The sequence below is a fragment of the Rhizobium sp. TRM96647 genome, from assembly GCF_025780115.1.
Taxonomy (GTDB): Bacteria; Pseudomonadota; Alphaproteobacteria; order Rhizobiales; family Rhizobiaceae; genus Mycoplana.
On sequence record NZ_JAOXHF010000010.1, the window covers coordinates 161484 to 177881 of the forward strand.

Annotated in this window: 15 protein-coding genes; 11 read left to right on the top strand and 4 right to left on the bottom strand. The window is 66.9% G+C overall.

Annotated features, from left to right (window positions below):
- Positions 1-10: 10 nt before the first annotated feature.
- The 3 genes from OCK02_RS17860 to OCK02_RS17870 are packed head-to-tail and all read left to right on the top strand — an operon-like array spanning position 11 to position 5811.
- Positions 11-931: a DUF58 domain-containing protein gene (locus tag OCK02_RS17860; protein ID WP_263814200.1), complete on the top strand. Its 921-nt coding sequence runs from the start codon at positions 11-13 to the stop codon at positions 929-931.
- Positions 928-3741 carry a DUF4159 domain-containing protein gene (locus tag OCK02_RS17865; RefSeq protein WP_263814201.1) on the top strand — a complete coding sequence of 938 codons (2814 nt, stop codon included), beginning with the start codon at positions 928-930 and terminating at the stop codon, positions 3739-3741. The genes OCK02_RS17860 and OCK02_RS17865 overlap by 4 nt, the downstream gene beginning before the upstream one ends.
- Positions 3742-5811, top strand: coding sequence for a hypothetical protein (locus OCK02_RS17870; protein WP_230808109.1), 2070 nt, complete (start codon positions 3742-3744; stop codon positions 5809-5811).
- Positions 5812-5927: 116 nt separating this feature from the next.
- On the opposite strand, the gene OCK02_RS17875 is transcribed toward OCK02_RS17870, so the two are convergent.
- The gene (locus tag OCK02_RS17875; RefSeq protein ID WP_263814202.1) at positions 5928-6473 is read right to left on the bottom strand and encodes a GNAT family N-acetyltransferase; all 546 of its coding nucleotides are present in this window, start codon (positions 6471-6473) and stop codon (positions 5928-5930) included.
- A gap of 282 nt (positions 6474-6755) precedes the next feature.
- Here OCK02_RS17875 and OCK02_RS17880 point away from each other — a divergent pair, with 282 nt between their 5' ends.
- On the top strand, positions 6756-7754 hold the full coding sequence (locus tag OCK02_RS17880; RefSeq protein ID WP_263814203.1) for a glutathione S-transferase family protein: 999 nt from the start codon (positions 6756-6758) through the stop codon (positions 7752-7754).
- Between the two features lie 24 nt (positions 7755-7778).
- On the opposite strand, the gene OCK02_RS17885 is transcribed toward OCK02_RS17880, so the two are convergent.
- On the bottom strand, positions 7779-8270 hold the full coding sequence (locus OCK02_RS17885; protein WP_263814282.1) for an NUDIX domain-containing protein: 492 nt from the start codon (positions 8268-8270) through the stop codon (positions 7779-7781).
- A gap of 177 nt (positions 8271-8447) precedes the next feature.
- Here OCK02_RS17885 and OCK02_RS17890 point away from each other — a divergent pair, with 177 nt between their 5' ends.
- The 4 genes from OCK02_RS17890 (at position 8448) to OCK02_RS17905 (ending at position 11710) form a co-directional block, all read left to right on the top strand.
- Positions 8448-9362, top strand: a complete 915-nt coding sequence (locus OCK02_RS17890) for a metallophosphoesterase family protein (protein WP_263814283.1) — start codon at positions 8448-8450, stop codon at positions 9360-9362.
- Between the two features lie 115 nt (positions 9363-9477).
- A complete protein-coding gene (locus OCK02_RS17895; RefSeq protein ID WP_263814204.1) occupies positions 9478-10080 on the top strand; it encodes a tetratricopeptide repeat protein in 603 nt (200 codons plus the stop codon).
- 265 nt (positions 10081-10345) lie between these two features.
- On the top strand, positions 10346-10864 hold the full coding sequence (locus OCK02_RS17900) for an RNA polymerase sigma factor (protein ID WP_230808105.1): 519 nt from the start codon (positions 10346-10348) through the stop codon (positions 10862-10864).
- 3 nt (positions 10865-10867) lie between these two features.
- Entirely contained in the window at positions 10868-11710 is an 843-nt protein-coding gene (locus OCK02_RS17905; RefSeq protein ID WP_230808104.1) for an anti-sigma factor family protein, read from the top strand.
- 143 nt (positions 11711-11853) lie between these two features.
- Here the strand turns inward: OCK02_RS17905 and leuA are convergent, their stop codons facing one another.
- A complete protein-coding gene (leuA, locus tag OCK02_RS17910) occupies positions 11854-13563 on the bottom strand; it encodes a 2-isopropylmalate synthase (protein ID WP_263814205.1) in 1710 nt (569 codons plus the stop codon).
- Positions 13564-13978: 415 nt separating this feature from the next.
- Between leuA and OCK02_RS17915 the strand changes: the two genes are divergently transcribed.
- Positions 13979-14179 (top strand): hypothetical protein, encoded by a 201-nt coding sequence (locus tag OCK02_RS17915; RefSeq protein ID WP_230808102.1) that lies wholly within the window; start codon positions 13979-13981, stop codon positions 14177-14179.
- 106 nt (positions 14180-14285) lie between these two features.
- On the opposite strand, the gene OCK02_RS17920 is transcribed toward OCK02_RS17915, so the two are convergent.
- Positions 14286-14891 carry an ATP-dependent Clp protease proteolytic subunit gene (locus OCK02_RS17920; RefSeq protein ID WP_263814206.1) on the bottom strand — a complete coding sequence of 202 codons (606 nt, stop codon included), beginning with the start codon at positions 14889-14891 and terminating at the stop codon, positions 14286-14288.
- A gap of 291 nt (positions 14892-15182) precedes the next feature.
- On the opposite strand from OCK02_RS17920, the gene OCK02_RS17925 reads away from it, so the two are divergent.
- Together OCK02_RS17925 and OCK02_RS17930 are read left to right on the top strand one after the other, a co-directional pair.
- The gene (locus tag OCK02_RS17925; protein WP_263814207.1) at positions 15183-15761 is read left to right on the top strand and encodes a HupE/UreJ family protein; all 579 of its coding nucleotides are present in this window, start codon (positions 15183-15185) and stop codon (positions 15759-15761) included.
- Between the two features lie 217 nt (positions 15762-15978).
- Positions 15979-16332 (top strand): SPW repeat protein, encoded by a 354-nt coding sequence (locus OCK02_RS17930; protein ID WP_230808099.1) that lies wholly within the window; start codon positions 15979-15981, stop codon positions 16330-16332.
- Positions 16333-16398 lie beyond the last annotated feature (66 nt).

The window sequence follows — 16398 nt, forward strand, 5'->3', positions numbered from 1 at the left end:
GAGGCGCTGAATGGCCGCCATCGGAACCATCGTCGAGCGTACACCGTCGGCCGAAGTGCTTTCCCGGGCGCAGGCGCGCGCAGCGCTGATCCCCGATTGCCTGGTCGAGGCCCGTCGCCTCGCCAACACCGTGATCGCCGGCTGGCACGGCCGCCGCAAGCGCGGCATCGGCGAGAATTTCTGGCAGTTCCGCCCCTACGTCGACGGCGAGAGCCTGTCGCGCATCGACTGGCGCCGTTCAGCCCGCGACGACCACACCTATGTGCGCGACCGCGAATGGGAGGCCGCCCACACGATCTGGCTCTGGGCCGACCTGTCGCCATCTATGATGTTCAAGTCGCAGCTCGGCGCCGTCTCGAAGGAAAGCCGCGCGCTCGTCGTCATGCTGGCGCTGGCGGAGATCCTGGCCCGCTCCGGCGAACGCATCGGCTGCCCCGGCGTGATGGAGCCGATCGCCGCGCGCAATGCCGCAGAAAGGCTCGCGACCGCCATCGCCCATAGCCCGCTCACCGACGGCCTGCCGCGAACCGACATGATCCGCGGCTCCAGCGACATCGTCCTGATCGGCGACTTCCTCGACGCGCCGGATACGATCATGGAGCGCCTCGCTCCGCTCGCCCGGCGCGGCCTGCGCGGCCATGTGGTCGAGGTCGCCGATCCCGCCGAGGACACCTTTCCCTATGCCGGGCGCACCGAATTCACCGATCCCGAGACCGGCCAGAAGCTGACGGCCGGCCGCGCCGAGACGCTGCGGGAGGACTATACCCGCGCCTACCAGGCCCGCCGGGCCGCACTTGCCGACAGCCTGCGTCATCTCGGCTGGAGCTTCGTCGCCCACCGCACCGACCATCTCGCCTCGGAAGCCCTGATCTCCGTCCACATGTACCTCTCCGGCATGCCGGCACCGAAGATGGCCGGAGATCGCCGATGAGCGGCCTTGCCTTCGCCTATCCCGCCGTGCTCGCAGCCCTGGTCGTGCTGCCGGCGATCTGGTGGCTCTTGCGGCTGACGCCGCCGAAGCCCGTCGTCGAGGCCTTTCCGCCCTTCCGCATCCTCGCCTCGATCCTCAAGCGCGAGGAGACGCCGGCGCGCAGCCCCTGGTGGCTGACGCTGCTGCGCATGCTGATGGCGGCCGCCGTGATCCTCGCGATCGCCGACCCCGTGCTCAATCCGCGCGAGAACACGCTCGTGGCCTCCGGCCCGCTGGTGCTGGTGATCGACAACAGCTGGGCCGCGGCCGGCGACTGGCAGCGCCGCGTCGACACGGCAAATGCCATGATCGACGACGCCGAGGCGCGCGACCTGCCGATCTCCGTGGTCTTTACCGTCGACCGCCAGCACGATGCCGTGCCCACCGATGCGGCGACCGCCCGCACGCGGCTTGCCGCCGCCCAGCCGCGCCCCCTGCCCGCCCATCGCGAGCAGGCGGTCGCCGCGCTGCGGACGGCGCTGGCCGGCACCCCGCCCGGCACGCTCGCCTTCCTCTCCGACGGCATCGCCGGCAGCGACGACGACGGCACGGTCCCCGCGCTGCAGGACCTGCAGCCGGCGCAGTTGCGCCTCGTCGAGGGCGACGGCCGCAGCACGGTCGCGCTGACCGACGCCAACAACGACGCCGAGACGATGGACGTGACCGCGAGCCGCCTTGCCGCCGGCGAGGCGCGCACGCTGGCGCTGACCGCGCACGACACCCGCGGCCGGGCAATCGCCAACGGCACCCTGACCTTCGCCGCCGGCGAAGCAACCGGCACCGGCAGCATCGCCGCCCCCTTCGAGCTGCGCAACGACTTCGCCCAGGTGACGATCGACGGCCTTGCGACCGCCGGCGGCACCTACATGCTGGATGACGGCTTCCGCCGCCGCCGCGTGGCCCTGCTCACCGGCGAGACGCATGACGCCAGCCAGCCGCTGCTGTCCTCGCTGCACTATATCGAGCAGGCATTGGCGCCCTTCTCCGATCTCGTCCGGCCCAACGTCGCCGATCTCGCCGCCGGCATTCCCGAACTGCTGGAGCAGCGCCCCTCGGTGATGATCATGGCCGATGTCGGCCGCCTGCCGGAGGAGACCTATGCGCCGCTGCAGCGCTGGCTCGAGGCCGGCGGCATGCTGATCCGCTTCGCCGGACCGCGCCTGGCCGCCGCCCCCGCCGACGACCCGCTGGTGCCGGTGGTGCTGCGCAAGGGCGAGCGCGCGCTCGACGGGGCCCTGTCCTGGTCCGAGCCGCAGCCGCTCGCCGACTATCCGCCGACCAGCCCCTTTGCCGGCATGCCACGCGCGGGCGACGTCCTCGTCAAGCGGCAGGTCTTGGCCGAACCGACCCCCGACCTGCCGGAGCGTACCTGGGCGAGCCTCGCCGACGGCACGCCGCTCGTGACCACCGGCAAGGTCGGCGCGGGCCGCATCGTGCTCTTCCACGTCAGCGCCGAGACCGGCTGGTCCAACCTGCCGCTATCAGGCGATTTCGTCGAGATGCTCCGCCGCAGCGTGCAGCTGTCGCGCGGCGGCGGCGTCGCCGCCAACGGCGAGACGCAGGGCCAGCACCTGCCGCCCTTCCGGCTGCTCACCGCCACGGGCACGCTCTCGACCGATACCGGCGAAGCCAAGCCACTCGACCCGGCCGCCGCCGGCACGGTCCCCGCCACCGCCGACAATCCTCCGGGCCTCTACGGCTCGCAGGACGGCTTTCTGGCCCACAACCTGTTTCCGGCGGGAACGAGCCTCGCGCCGCTGCCCTCGACCGACGCCCCCGCCGTCGCCCGCGAAAGCCTGATCGGCCAGGTCGCGCAGTCGCTGAAGCCGGCGCTGTTCCTGATCGCGGCGCTCCTGCTGCTCGCCGATTGCCTGATCGTGCTCATCATGGGCGGCGCCTTTGCGCGCCGCTTCCGGCCTGCCGTCACGCGCGGCGCCGCCGCCCTTGCGCTCGCCCTCGGTCTCGGCCTGGCACTCGCCACGCTGGCGCCGGCCCCGGCACTTGCCGACGACACGCGGCCGGACGACGCCGCACTGCTCGACCGGATGGACACCACCCACCTCGCCTATGTCGTCACCGGCGAGGCGGAGGTGGACCGTGTCTCCGAGCGCGGGCTGGCGGGGCTGACCGAGTTCCTGACCTACCGCACCACGCTCGAGCCCGGCGCGCCGGTCCCCGTCGACATTTCCAAGGACGAACTCGCCGTCTTTCCGTTGCTCTACTGGCCGGTAAGCGCATCCGCCGAGATGCCGAGCCCGGCCACGATCAGCCGCATCGATGCCTATATGCGCAACGGCGGCACCGTCCTGTTCGACACGCGCGATCAGTTCTCCTCGCTGGACAGCGGCGATACCAGCCCCAACACCCAGCGCCTGCGCGATATCCTGGCCAATCTCGACATTCCGCCGCTGGAACCCGTTCCGCCGGAACACGTCCTGACCAAGTCGTTCTATCTTCTGACGAATTTCCCCGGCCGCTTCAACGGAAGCCCGCTCTGGGTCGAGGCCGAACTCGACCAGCAGCAGGATCCGAACCGCCCCGCCCGTTCCGGCGACGGCGTGACGCCGATCATGATCACCGGCAACGACTTCGCCGGGGCCTGGGCGATCGACGCCAACGGCATGGCGCTGCTGCCGACCGTTCCGCCGGACGAAGTCCAGCGCGAGCATGCGTTCCGCTCGGGCGTCAACATCATGATGTACATGCTGACCGGCAACTACAAGGCGGACCAGGTCCATGTTCCCGCGCTTCTCGAAAGGCTCGGCCAGTAGATGAACATCGCCTTTTCCCCGCTCCTCCCCTGGCCTGTGATCGGCGCTCTTGCGGCAATCGCCGTCGTTCTTGCGGTCTTCGCCCTGTGGCGGCGCGTGCGCGGCGCGCCCCTGCGCGCGCTTGCCTTCGCGCTCCTGCTTCTGGCCCTTGCCAATCCCGTCGTCATGAACGAACAGCGCGATGCGCTGTCCACCGTCGTCGCCGTGATCGTTGACCGCAGCCAGAGCCAGGACAATCCCGAGCGCACCGCGATGACCGACGAGGCGCTCACCGCGCTCAAGGAGCGGTTGGCCCGCTATCCGCGCATCGAGCCGCGCATCGTCGAGGCCGGCGACGATCCGGATTCCGACACGCCCTCCACCCGCCTGTTCGACGCGCTGACCTCGGCCCTTGCCGACGTCCCGCCCTCGCGTGTCGGCGGCGCCATCCTCGTCACCGACGGGCAGGTGCACGATATCCCCGATCCCGCCGCGTTCTCGAGCTTCGATGCGCCCGTGCACGCACTGATCACCGGGCGGAAAGATGAATTCGACCGGCGCATCGAGGTCCTCAACGCGCCCCGCTTCGGCATCGTCGGCGAACCGCAGGAACTGAAGTTCCGCGTCACCGACGACGGCGTGAGCCCCGGCACGGCAGCGCGCGTGACGATCCGCCTCAACGGCAACGAGATCGCCTCGGAGACCGCAATCCCGGGCACCGAGACGCCCTTCCGCTTTACCGTGCCGCGCGGCGGCAACAACGTGCTGGAGTTCCTGGTCGATCCGGTCGAGGGCGAGATCACCACCGCCAACAACCGCGCCGTCCACATCATCGACGGCATCCGCGAGAACCTGCGCGTGCTGCTCGTCTCCGGCGAGCCCCACGCCGGCGAACGCGCCTGGCGCAATCTTTTGAAGTCGGACACGGCGATCGACCTCGTCCACTTCACCATTCTGCGTCCGCCGGAGAAACAGGACGGCACGCCGATCAACGAGCTGTCGCTGATCGCCTTTCCGACGCGCGAACTCTTCGTCGACAAGATCAACGAATTCGACCTCATCATCTTCGACCGCTACCAGCACCGCGGCGTGCTGCCGATCCTCTACTACGACAACATCGCCCAGTATGTCGAAAACGGCGGCGCGCTCCTGATCGCCGCCGGCCCCGAGCATGCCGGCAACGATTCGATCGCCTACACGCCGTTGTCCGTGGTCCTGCCGGCGACGCCGACCGGCGTGATGAACGAGAAGGCCTTCTTCCCGCGGCTGTCCGAGCAGGGCCGCAAGCACCCGGTCACCCGCGGCCTGGAAGGCGCGCTCGACGAGCCACCGCACTGGGGCCGCTGGTTCCGCACCGTCGACGTCGCGCCCCCGCAGGGCAACACCGTCATGGAGGGTGCCGACGGCAATCCGCTGCTGGTGCTCAACCGCTACGGCAAGGGCCGCGTCGCCATGCTGCTCTCCGACCAGGGCTGGCTCTGGGCACGCGGCTTCGAGGGCGGCGGCCCGCATGTCTCGCTCTACCGCCGCACCGCCCACTGGCTGATGCAGGAGCCGGCGCTGGAGGAAGAGGCGCTGACGGCGCGCGCCTTCGGCCGCACGCTGGAGATCACCCGCCAGACGATCAAGGACGCGCCCGGGCCGGCGATGATGAAGCTCCCCTCCGGCGAGACGCGCCCCGTCGACCTGCGCGAGGACGGCCCCGGCCTCTACAAGGCCGAGGTGAGGACGACCGAAACCGGATTGTACGAAATCGAGAACGAGGGCCTGACTGCACTCGTCCATGTCGGCGCCGTCGATGCGCCGGAGTTCAAGGCGACGATCTCCACCACCGAGACGCTGGCGCCGCTTGCAGAGAGCACGAAGGGCATCGTCCACCGGCTGGCCGACGACGAGGGCAGCCTCAGCGTTCCCCCGCTGCTGCCGGTCTCGGGCGCCGTGCGCGCACCCGATCCGCAGCGGCTGTCGCTGCGCATGACCAACGAGACGGTGCTGAAGGGCATCGACAGCCTGCCGCTGTTCGCCGGCTTCGCCGGCGTCGGCCTGCTGCTGCTGGCGCTGTCGGCCACATGGTATCGCGAGGGGCGCTAGAGTTTGTCGGGGAAAAGTGGAATCCGGTTTTCCCGAAAAGACAAACGATAACAAAGAAAGCGGGAGTCTGACTGCTTCAGTATGAAGCTGACAGACTCCGGGCGCGACAGGCCGCGTCAGCTCGCCTGTGCGAACGCGACCGGACCGGCCCCAGCCGCATCGTAGGGCCGCCAGCCGATCTCCCCCTTCAGCCGCGCGTGCGTATCGGCGGCGATGGGGACGACCAGCACCCGGTTCGGGTCCACCGGGCCGGGGAAGGCCAGCGCGTTGTAGGCGACCTTCTCGAAGCCGAGCGGGCCATAATAGGGCGGGTCGCCGACGAGGATGACGGCCTCGGAGCCCTTCCGCCTGGCCGCCTCCACCGCGATCCGCACCAGCTCGCGGCCGATGCCCCGGTTCTTGTGCGAGGGCCGGACAGCGAGCGGGCCGAGCAGGTGGCCCTTCACCGAACCCGCCGTCACCGGCGTCATCCGCACCGAAGCGATCGTCTCGCCGTCGTCCGTGCAGATGAAGGAGAGCGACAGGTCGTGCGGCCCCTGCTCGCGGATCCGCGCTGCGGCGCGCACGTGCCGGCCGGGGCCGAAGGCTTCTTCGTTGATGAGTTCGATGGCTGCGTCGTGGGACGCGTCTTCGGTCAGGTAGACGAGGTCGTGCTTGGGCATGGGAACAGGAACCGTGTGCGAGACAATAGGAGATGGCTTCGCCTCTTAGGGAGGCGTCACATGCATCAGCGTCGTCGCGGGGTTCCTGCAAAGAACATCGTTCTGTCCGGTCGTTCCGATCATGCCACGGCGGCATGAAAATCCTGACCAGCGCGGATAGCAGAAAATCGCCGCCCGTCAAAGCCCAAAACGCACTGTTCAGAAAATAGTGTCTAGTCCCCCTCGACCGTTCAACTATCTAGACATCATGAAAACACGGCGATGGCGCCGAAGGAGACAGGCATGGGAAAGCTGGTAGACGGCGTCTGGCATGACGTCTGGTACGATACGAAGTCCACCCGCGGTCATTTCGAGCGCGCGGCCTCGCAGTTCCGCAACTGGATCACGCCGGACGGCGCGCCCGGCCCCACCGGCGAAGGCGGCTTTGCGGCGGAGGCCGGGCGCTACCACCTCTATGTCTCGCTCGCCTGCCCCTGGGCGCACCGCACCCTGATCTTCCGCAAGCTGAAGAAGCTCGAGGACCTGATCCCGGTCTCGGTCGTCGATCCGGTGATGCTGTCGAACGGCTGGGAATTCAAAGGCCCGGGCGAAGGGGTGGACGGCGGCACCGTCGACCCGCTGTTCGGCGCCGAGACCTTGTGGCAGGTCTACCTGAAGGCCGATACGCACTATAGCGGCCGGGTCACCGTGCCCGTTCTCTGGGACAGGAAGGAGAACCGGATGGTGTCCAACGAATCCGCCGAGATCATCCGGATGTTCAATTCCGCCTTCGACGGGATCACCGGCTCACGCGACGACTACTACCCCGTCTCCCTGCGCGCCGAGATCGACGCCCTGAACGAGACGATCTACGACACGGTGAACAACGGCGTCTACAAGGCCGGCTTCGCCACCACCCAGGAGGCCTACGAGAAAAACGTCTGGACGCTGTTTGAAACGCTCGACGCGCTGGAAGAGCGGCTGGCCGGCCGGCGCTACCTGACGGGCGACAGCATCACCGAGGCCGACTGGCGCCTGTTCACCACGCTGGTGCGCTTCGACGCGGTCTATGTCGGCCACTTCAAGTGCAACATCCGGCGGATCGCCGACTATCCCAACCTGTCGGGCTACCTGCGCGACCTCTACCAGGTCCCCGGCGTGGCGGAGACGGTGAACCTGAACCACATCAAGATCCACTACTACCGCAGCCACCTGACCATCAATCCGACCGGCATCGTGCCGGCCGGGCCTGAGCTGGATTTTGCCGCCCCGCACGACCGCGAGCGGCTGCTGGCCGCCTGATCCCGGCCAGCGCCGGAAAAAGCCCTACCAGAGGTCGGCCGGCGTCGCGCGGCCGGCCACCTCCTCCAGCCGGCGCCGCGTCGCCGGCGTCGTTCCCGGCGGCAGGGCGTCCGGTGCGAAGAACTGCGCCTCCACGATCTCGCGGTCCGCCATCTTCGGCGCGCTCTGGCGCACGTTCCGGCAGACGTAGAAGATCACATGGTCGCGCTTGCTGGTGCCGCGGTTGAAATAGACGTGGAACAGCTGCGGCGGATCGCCGGCGACAAGGTTGCCCTCCTCCCGCATCTCCTTCGCAAGCGCCTGCAGCGCCGTCTCGCGCCGCTCCACCCCGCCGCCGGGCAGATGCCAGCCGGGCACGTAGCTGTGGCGCACGAGGAAGACGCGGCCCTCGGCGTCGAAGCAGGCCGCCCGCACCCCGAGCGTCATGCCGCGGGCATAGGCGAAATAGCCGTGCACCACGCGCGTCACCAGTCGCGCCCACAGGTTCCGCTTCTCCGGCGGCCGTTCGCTCTGCATGCCGATCCTCTCTGCCCGGTCCATTACACAGGCATCGTCGCCGACCATGCCGGAATCAAGGCGCGCGGGCGGACCGCCCTCCCTGTCCACGCGCAAGGCGCGGCCCCGGCTCCCGCCGGACAACGAATCCGCGCACCCGGCATTTCCCTCATGATCCAACTTGGTCTATTGAAGGCCATGTTCCGTCTCGCGCACGCTTCCGACATTCATCTGGGCCCCCTGCCCGCCCTCACTCTTCTGGAACTGGCATCGAAGAGAATCACCGGTTTCGTCAACTGGCATCGCAACCGGCGCCGCCATCTCTTCACCAATACCCTCGACATCGTGATGAACGACATCGAGCGCCGCGATCCGGACCATCTCGCCATCACCGGCGACCTCGTCAACCTTGCCGCCAGGATCGAGATCGACACGGTCGCGAAATGGCTGGAGACGATCGGCAAGCCGGAGAACGTCTCCGTCGTTCCGGGAAACCACGATGCCTATGTTCCCGGCGCCTACGAACGCTCGACGAAGAGCTGGTATGCCTATATGCGCGGCGACAACCACCCGGCCGACTGGGACGAGGACTTCCATGTTTTTCCCTATCTGCGCGTGCGCGACAACGTCGCCATCATCGGCTGTTCGACGGCCGTGGCCACGCCCCCTTTCGCGGCCAGCGGATATTTCGGCCGCCGCCAGGCGCGCGAGACCGTCAACCTTTTGCGCGCAGCCGGCGAGGCCGGCCTGTTCCGCGTCGTCATGATCCACCATCCCCCGATCGAAGGCGCCACCTCGTTCCACAAGCGGATGATCGGCATCCGCCGCTTCGCCGCCACGATCTCGTCCGGCGGCGCGGAACTGGTGCTGCACGGTCACACCCACCTCAACACGGTCCATTGGCTCAGGGCCGCGAACGGGCCCGTCCCGGTGGTCGGGATCGCCTCGGCCTCGCAGGGACCGGGCGGCCACAAGCCGCCCGGGGGCTACAACATGTTCTCCATCTCCGGCGGCCCCGGCCACTGGAACCTCCTGCGCGAGCGCTACGAACTGGACCAGTACGGCGACGACCTGCTGCTGGCCGAGACCACCCGCTTCCAGCCCGGGGAATAAGGGGGAATAAAGGGCTCGCCCGCGGCGTCTAAGCTGCAGGATGCGCGTTGGCCCTCGTGGTCCGCGCAAGGCCTGGCGCATCCGTCCCCAGCGACAATCCATGGAAGGATGGCAGATGTCCGCTCGACCGTTCCCCCGTCCCGCTTTCGCCGCAACGCTCACCCTCGCGCTTGCGATCTCAACAACGGCGCTGGCGGCAGACAGCGGATCCGGCTCGCCGCCGAGCCCGACGCCGACCACCACCACCTGCACCAACGGCAAGATCTGGAGCCCGGCCCGCAAGATGTGCCTGACGCCGCAGCAGATCAAGTCGAACTCCAAGTCCAAGAACGGCGCGCAGAAGAAGAGCGGGCTCATGCCCGACGACATGCTCTACGAAGCCGCCCGCGAATTCGCCTATGCCGGCCAGTATGGCTATGCGCTGGAGGCGCTGAAGGCGGCGGAGAACCAGCGCGACCCGCGCATCCTGAACTATTACGGCTTCACCTATCGCAAGCTCGGCCAGGTGGACCGTGCCATGACCTACTATCGCCAGGCTCTGCAGGCGGACGAAAACTACGTGCTCGCCCGCTCCTACATGGGCCAGGCCCTGCTCGAACAGGGCGACGTGCAGGGCGCCCGGGTACAACTCGTCGAGATCCGCGACCGCGGCGGCGAGGACAGCTGGGCCTACCGGTCGCTGCTGCAGTCGCTGGGCGGCGAGCGCGGCCACTACTGAGACATCGGTTCCCCGGGGCGAGGTTCCGGGCACGTCCCCCTGCGGCACAAGGCCCCGCCGCAGGGCATCGACGGAGGCTGCAAATCGGCCGCCGGGCCGGGGGCTGCCCCCTTCCCCAAAAGGACAGGCTTGAACGCCGGCACAGAAACTCCCTATTCTGGGCCGGTTTCAGCTTGCGCAGCAAAGGGTGGATGCTTCATACCAGAAGACACACCCCGCTTACCGTGAATATTGATCGGATCTCGAACGTCCCCTTGGGAAGGCAATGCGTCAGTCGGCAGAATCAGATGAATTCCGGCGTGAATTGGTTGGTATTCTGCCGAAATTGCGCCGCTTTGCCATGACGTTGACAAGAAACGCCAGCGATGCAGACGATCTCGTCCAGGAGGCCTGTGAACGCGCCATTACCCGCAGCCATCTCTGGAACGGGGAAGGACGGCTCGAAAGCTGGGTCTATGCCATGACCCGCAACCTCTGGGTGGACGAGGTCAGGAAGCGGAAGGTCCGTACGGGATCGGGGACTGTCGACTTTGCCGAGCAGGACGACCTGCACATCGAGGCGTCCGCAGACAAGGCCGTCTACGCCAAGCAATTGCACAGAATGATCATGACCATGCCGGAAGGCCTCTCCAGCGTGTTCCTTCTCGTCAACGTCGAAGGGCATAGCTACCGCGAGGCGGCGGATATCCTGGGAATTCCGATCGGTACGGTGATGAGCAGGCTTTCGACCGCACGCATACGCCTCGCCGCCATGATCTCCGAACAGTCAGAAAGAAGGACCTGAGCTTTGGAAGGCACGCAGGGTCTACCGCTGGAAGTCCGCCTGTCCGCCTACCTGGACGGCCAGTTGACGCAGTCGGAGGTGCGGGAGATCGACGGGATCCTCGCGCGCGACGAAAAGGCGCGCACGCTCTTCAACCGCCTCAAGCTCGGCAGCGATCTCGGCCGCAAGGCATTCGAGGACATGCTGCACGAACCGGTCCCCCTCGATCTCGTCCGCAGCATCAAGCAGGCCTCGATCGACATCGGCCACGAGCGCGGCCCGGCCCTGCGGAGCCTGCCGCCGAAGGAGCCTCCCGTACGCGACAACCGCGCCCGTCTGGCGGCGGCGGGACTGGTCCTCCTGCTGGCCGGCGCCGGCGCGGGCTACCTGCTCGGGATCTGGAAGCCGCCGCCTGCTGCCCCAACCGCACAGACAGCGGCGGCGCGCAACTGGCTGGACGATATCGCCGACCACCACCGCATCTACGCCCGCCAGTCCCTGCATCTCGTCGAGGTGCCGGCGCGCGAGAGCCAGCACATCACCCAGTGGCTGACCACCGCGGTCGGCGTCGATTTCACCATTCCCGATCTCAGCGACAACGGCCTCACCTTCGAGGGCGCCCGCCTTCTCGTCGCCGGCGGACAGCCGACGGGACAGCTGATCTACCGCGATGCCGATGGCCATGTCTTCGCCGTCTGCTTCCAGCGGGGCGATGCCGTGGCGGCGCGCACGGAGCCCGCGGTCACCATTCGCAACGATCTCGGCCTCGTCTCCTGGCAGGACCGCAACGCCGCCTTCGCCTTCGTCGGCCCGTCCTCGGAGCCCGAGCTAGACGCGCTGGCCGCGACCATCGCCCAGACGATCTGAACGGCTGCCTGCCGCGACCCCGGCCGGGCAATCCTTGCCGGACGCCGGCACCGGATGTGCCGCAGCCTTCTTTCCCTCTCCTGAAACGACAAGGCCGCCCCGTGTGGCGGAGCGGCCCGGCGAAGTGTCAGGTCGTGCAGGGCTCAGCCTGCCGTTTCCTCCAGCACCCGGTTGGCGGCGGACACGATCGCCTCGAGCGAAGCGGTGACGATGTTGGTGTTGATGCCGACGCCGAACAGCTTTCCGCCCGGATAGGCGATCTCGACATAGGCGATGGCCGCCGCGTTCGATCCGCGCTGCAGCGAATGCTCCGAATAGTCCACCACCGACATCTCGACGCCGGTATAGATCGAGAGCGCATGGATGAAGCCGTCGATCGGCCCGGTGCCCTGTCCCTCGATGCGCTTGGTCTCGCCGCGGTCGGTGATCTCGGCTGCGACGATGCGCACGCCCTTGTGGGCGGTATCGGGATAGGTGTGGTGGTCGACGAAACGCAGGCGTGCGTCCGGCTGGGTCACATAGCGCTCGAGGAAACGCTCGTAGATGCGCTTCGAGGGCAGTTCCACGCCCTCCTCGTCGGTGATCCGTTGGATATCCTCGCGGAACTCCACCTGCAGGTTGCGCGGCAGGTTGATGCCGTGGTCCTGCTGCAGGATATAGGCGATGCCGCCCTTGCCCGATTGCGAGTTGATGCGGATGATCGCCTCGTAGCTGCGGCCGACGTCCTGCGGGTCGATCGGCAGGTAGGGCACCTCCCAGAGCGACTTGTTGGCCGTCTTGATCGCCTTCATGCCCTTGTTGATCGCATCCTGGTGCGAGCCGGAGAAGGCCGTGTAGACCAGTTCGCCGACATAGGGATGACGCTCGGGGATCACCATCTCGTTCGAATACTCGTAGACCGCCTTGACGCGCTCGATGTCCGAGCAGTCGAGTTCCGGATCGACCCCTTGCGTGTACATGTTCAGCGCCAGCGTGACGACGTCGACATTGCCGGTGCGCTCGCCATTGCCGAACAGGGTGCCTTCGACGCGATCGGCGCCCGCCATCAGGCCAAGTTCGGTGGCGGCGATGCCGGTGCCGCGGTCATTGTGCGGATGCAGCGAGATGATCAGGTTCTCGCGGTTGTCGAGGTTGCGGCACATCCATTCGATCTGGTCTGCATAGACGTTCGGCGTCGCCATTTCGACGGTGGATGGCAGGTTGATGATCAGCTTGTTCTCGGCCGTCGGGCGGACGATCTCGGTCACCGCATTGCAGATCTCCAGAGCGACCTCCAGCTCGGTGCCGGTGAAGCTCTCCGGCGAATATTCGAACCGGTAGTCGCCACCGGCCTTCGCCGCCATCTCCATGATCATTTCGGCAGCGTCGGTGGCGATCTGCTTGATGCCGTGCACGTCCTTCGCAAACACCACGCGGCGCTGCAATTCGCTGGTGGAATTGTAGAAATGGATGATCGGTCGGTTTGCGCCCTCCAATGCTTCGAAGGTGCGGGTGATCAGCTCCGGCCGGCACTGGACGAGCACCTGCAGCGAGACGTCGTCGGGCACGTTGCCCTCCTCGACGCACCAGCGGGCGAAATCGAAATCCGTCTGCGAGGCGGACGGAAAGCCGATCTCGATCTCCTTGAAGTTCATGTCCAGCAGCAGCTGGAACATGCGGGCCTTGCGGTCGTGGCCCATCGGATTGACCAGCGACTGGTTTCCGTCGCGCAGGTCGACCGAACACCAGATCGGGGCTTTCGTGATCGTCTTCCCGGGCCAGGTGCGGTCCGGAATGTTCACCTGCGGATAGGGCTGGTACTTTGCCGATGCGTTCGGCATGCCGTGATTGGGGGTCTGGCTATTGACGCTCATCTGAATGTCTCTTCTCATCCCGGCTTTCGCCTGCAGCCTCATAGCGGATTGATCTGCGCTTGGCGACGGCGAATGCTGCTCTCTTGGAGCCTCGGGGCGGATTTACGATAGGGGTTAGGCGAGGAGCACTGGTGCCGGTGGGCTTTTCGGCCACCGGGCGCTCCTCAAAGAACCCGGCAACCGCGCGTAAGGCCGAGAAGAAGGAGCGAGGTGAAGCTGCGCGCACGATCGGACACAGCCTGGCGGCTGTGCGAAATGCGATCGGCGATGATGCTTGCGCTCTTGGACATGGACCGGCTTATAACGGCGAAGCAGGGACCGTGCAAGTCGCGGCAAGATGATTTGTGAAATGGCCCCGCCGGCATTAGTCTTTGCGTCGGCGCCGCACGGGCGGCCATCTTGAGGATATGCTGCGATGAAGTTGCGTTACGTCCTGTTGGCGGCCCTTGCCGTGCTGGCGGCCGGCTGCCAGTCCAATCCGCCGAGCCAGAAGACGCTCGAGGCCAACCGCTATTGCTCCCTCCGTTTCGGCGGCCCCGCCAACACGAACTACGATTCCTGCGTCTATGCCCGCCAGATGGGCATGGAGGTGACGCCGGCGACGCCGGGCTGGTAGCACCCCGGAGACCCGGGGTTTCACGTCCTCGCAAGGCCCCGAAACGAGGAAGCCCTCCCGCGTCGCCACGGGAGGGCTTCGATGATTGCTGCCTTCGGAGCGAAGATCAGATATCGGCCTGCGAGGTGACGATGCGCGAGACGAGGCCGTACTCGATCGCATCCTTGGCCGACAGCCAGTAGTCGCGGTCGGTATCCTTGGCGATCTTCTCGATCGGCTGGCCGGTGGCATCGGCGAAGATCTTGTTCAGGCGCTCGTTCATCTTGATGATCTCCCGGGCCTGGATCTCGATGTCGGAGGCCATGCCGCGCGTGCCGCCGGACGGCTGGTGCAACAGGAAGCGCGTGTTCTGCAGGCAGATGCGACGTTCCTTCGGCGCGGCGACGAAGATCAGCGCGCCGGCGGAGGCGACCCAGCCGGTGCCGATCATCCACACCTTCGGCTTGATGAACTTGACCATGTCATGGATGCTGTCGCCGGATTCGACGTGGCCGCCCGGCGAGTTGACGAAGATGCGGATATCCTCGTCGCTGGCGGCGGCGAGCGCCACGAGCTGCGAGTTGACCTTCTGCGCCAGCTCCTGGGTAATCCCGCCATAGATGAAGATCGAGCGCGACTTGAAAAGATTCGCCTCGGTTTCCTTGCCGAGCGGCAGCTCGGTCTTTTTCTCTTCTTCGTCGCTCATCGGGCAATTCTCCGCCGGTTGTCTCATAGGTCTTGCCGCAGTCAGATAATGCGACTCAATGGCCAAGACAATGCAACAAAACGCTCATGCGGCGATAGAGGGCGGGAGCAGCACCGGCAAAAAGGGTAAATGCCGGGCGCAGGCGCCGGAACCGGCCCGGGAACCCGTCTCAGCTCCCGCCCCGATCCACACGGCAAGGCCGCTTCCGACCTGCGTAACATTACGTATGGACTCGCCGTCCCGCACCCCTAGGATGCCGAATGCATTGACGAAACGCCCGGTCGCCTCCCAGGCCGGACCATCATCATCGGGGACACCATGATCAGACGCTTACTGCTTGCGATCGGCCTGACCGTCGCATCCACGGCACCCGCCTTCGCCCACCTCAACCCGGAGGAGCACGGCTCCTTCATGGCCGGCTTCTCCCACCCGCTCTTCGGCATGGACCACATCCTGGTAATGATCGCCGTCGGCCTGTGGGCGGCGCAGATCGGCGGCCGTGCGTTCTGGGCGGTACCGGCCGCCTTCGTGACGATGATGGCGATCGGCTTCGGCCTTGCGGTCGCGGGCGTCTCCCTGCCCTTCGTCGAGCCGGTGATCCTGGCCTCGGTGGTGGCGCTCGGCCTGCTGGTCGCCATGGCCGTCCGGCTCGATCCGGCGATCTCGGCTGCGATCGTCGCCGTCTTCGCCCTGTTCCACGGCCACGCCCATGGCGGCGAACTCGGCGCAGCCGGTGCCCTCCCCTTTGCGGCGGGCTTCGTGATCGCGACCGCGCTACTGCATGTCGCCGGCATCGCGATTGGCCTCGGCATCGGCCGCATCGCCGGCGGTGCAACGCTGACCCGCATCCTCGGCGGCTCCACCGCCCTTGCCGGCGTCGCCCTCGCCTTCGGCTGACCGGTCGCAAACAGATCGGACCGACGACGCGGCGGCCCTCCGGCCGCCGCGTTTTCCGTTGCGGGCGGCTCTACACGGTGACGGTGCGGACCGCTCATCACAAGCGCGCGATGTCCTCACTAACATTTTGAAAAACAGTTGGTTTTAGAGTAGTCTAAAACACAGGCCGCGCAGGAGTGCACGGCCGCGAAATGCCTCACATACGGAGGTTGCAGCAATGAACTTCATGTCTGGACGGAGAGGTCAGGATATGGTCACTCTGATCCTGGCCTTTTGCCTGTTCGTCTCCCCCTGGGTCGTCGGTTTCATCGCCGACACCACGCCAAGCTGGAACGCCTGGATCGCCGCGATCGTGCTCGGCGCCTTCGCGGTCATGACGCTCTCGGCCTTCGCGGAATGGGAGGAATGGGTGAACATGGCGGTCGGCCTGTGGCTGATCGCCTCGCCCTGGCTGCTCGGCTTCATGGCGAATACGAACGCGATGTGGACGCATGTGATCCTCGGTATCTGCACCGCCGCGCTGTCGGCCTGGGCAGTCTGGGACTATCGCCACCCGCATTCGCACGCCTGACGGCCCGGGCGGATGAAACGCCGCCCGTTCGCCGCCCCTGAGCCGAAATGCCGGCGCCGCCCGCCC

Coding starts and splice junctions, on each gene's coding strand:
- OCK02_RS17860 (WP_263814200.1), top strand. CDS start 11: ATGGCCGCCATCGGAACCATCGTCGAGCGTACACCGTCGGCCGAAGTG.
- OCK02_RS17865 (WP_263814201.1), top strand. CDS start 928: ATGAGCGGCCTTGCCTTCGCCTATCCCGCCGTGCTCGCAGCCCTGGTC.
- OCK02_RS17870 (WP_230808109.1), top strand. CDS start 3,742: ATGAACATCGCCTTTTCCCCGCTCCTCCCCTGGCCTGTGATCGGCGCT.
- OCK02_RS17875 (WP_263814202.1), bottom strand. CDS start 6,473: ATGCCCAAGCACGACCTCGTCTACCTGACCGAAGACGCGTCCCACGAC.
- OCK02_RS17880 (WP_263814203.1), top strand. CDS start 6,756: ATGGGAAAGCTGGTAGACGGCGTCTGGCATGACGTCTGGTACGATACG.
- OCK02_RS17885 (WP_263814282.1), bottom strand. CDS start 8,270: ATGCAGAGCGAACGGCCGCCGGAGAAGCGGAACCTGTGGGCGCGACTG.
- OCK02_RS17890 (WP_263814283.1), top strand. CDS start 8,448: ATGTTCCGTCTCGCGCACGCTTCCGACATTCATCTGGGCCCCCTGCCC.
- OCK02_RS17895 (WP_263814204.1), top strand. CDS start 9,478: ATGTCCGCTCGACCGTTCCCCCGTCCCGCTTTCGCCGCAACGCTCACC.
- OCK02_RS17900 (WP_230808105.1), top strand. CDS start 10,346: ATGCGTCAGTCGGCAGAATCAGATGAATTCCGGCGTGAATTGGTTGGT.
- leuA (WP_263814205.1), bottom strand. CDS start 13,563: ATGAGCGTCAATAGCCAGACCCCCAATCACGGCATGCCGAACGCATCG.
- OCK02_RS17915 (WP_230808102.1), top strand. CDS start 13,979: ATGAAGTTGCGTTACGTCCTGTTGGCGGCCCTTGCCGTGCTGGCGGCC.
- OCK02_RS17920 (WP_263814206.1), bottom strand. CDS start 14,891: ATGAGACAACCGGCGGAGAATTGCCCGATGAGCGACGAAGAAGAGAAA.
- OCK02_RS17925 (WP_263814207.1), top strand. CDS start 15,183: ATGATCAGACGCTTACTGCTTGCGATCGGCCTGACCGTCGCATCCACG.
- OCK02_RS17930 (WP_230808099.1), top strand. CDS start 15,979: ATGAACTTCATGTCTGGACGGAGAGGTCAGGATATGGTCACTCTGATC.